At 43.7% G+C, this 1,189-nt stretch carries 1 protein-coding gene; it reads left to right on the forward strand.

Annotated features, from left to right (window positions below):
• Position 1: 1 nt before the first annotated feature.
• A complete protein-coding gene (gene tuf / locus ACFIJ7_RS09525) occupies positions 2-1,177 on the forward strand; it encodes an elongation factor Tu (protein WP_012755022.1) in 1,176 nt (391 codons plus the stop codon).
• Positions 1,178-1,189 lie beyond the last annotated feature (12 nt).

A 1,189-nucleotide genomic window follows, 5' to 3' on the forward strand; every position in this document is an offset into this window, starting at 1 on the left:
GATGGCGAAGAGCAAGTTTGAACGAACAAAACCGCATGTTAATATTGGTACGATTGGTCACGTTGATCATGGGAAGACCTCGTTGACAGCAGCGATTACGAAATATTTTGGTGAATTTAAAGCCTATGATCAAATTGATGCTGCCCCAGAGGAACGCGCACGTGGAATTACTATTTCTACAGCGCACGTTGAGTATGAAACGGAAAATCGTCACTATGCGCACGTTGATTGTCCAGGACACGCTGATTATGTGAAGAACATGATCACAGGGGCAGCACAGATGGATGGTGCTATTTTGGTTGTTTCAGCAGCTGATGGTCCAATGCCTCAGACACGTGAGCATATTTTGCTTGCGCGTCAGGTTGGTGTTCCAGCAATTGTTGTTTTTCTTAATAAAGTTGATCAGGTTGATGATGCAGAACTTTTGGAGCTTGTAGAGCTTGAGGTTCGGGAACTTTTATCCAAATATGATTTTCCAGGCGATGATATACCAATTGTTAAAGGTTCTGCGTTGGCAGCTCTTGAGGATAAGGATAAAAGCATTGGTGAAGATGCTGTTCGTCTTTTAATGAGTGAAGTTGATAATTATATTCCAACCCCTGAACGTCCTGTTGATCAACCATTTTTGATGCCGATAGAGGATGTATTTTCGATTTCGGGTCGTGGAACCGTTGTTACGGGTCGTGTTGAGCGTGGTGTTATTAAAGTTGGAGAGGAAATCGAGATTATCGGTATTCGTCCAACGTCTAAGACGACGGTTACAGGCGTTGAAATGTTCCGCAAACTTTTAGATCAGGGTCAAGCGGGTGATAATATAGGAGCTCTGCTTCGTGGTGTTGACCGTGAAGGGATTGAGCGTGGTCAAGTATTGGCGAAGCCAGGATCTGTTACGCCTCATACACGTTTTAAAGCAGAAGCTTACATTTTGACAAAAGATGAAGGTGGACGTCATACACCATTTTTCACGAATTATCGTCCTCAGTTTTACTTCCGTACGACGGATGTTACAGGTATTGTTACGCTTCCAGAAGGAACGGAAATGGTTATGCCAGGCGACAATGTTGCCATGGATGTTTCGTTGATCGTTCCGATAGCGATGGAAGAGAAGCTTCGTTTTGCTATTCGTGAAGGTGGTCGTACTGTTGGTGCCGGTATCGTCTCTAAGATCATTGAATAAATAATGCTTGTT

Source organism: Bartonella sp. MR100HLJHH (genome assembly GCF_042194215.1).
Classification (GTDB): Bacteria; Pseudomonadota; Alphaproteobacteria; order Rhizobiales; family Rhizobiaceae; genus Bartonella; species Bartonella grahamii.

Excerpts from the sequence above, each read along its gene's own strand:
- tuf (WP_012755022.1), top strand. The coding sequence starts at position 2 with ATGGCGAAGAGCAAGTTTGAACGAACAAAACCGCATGTTAATATTGGT.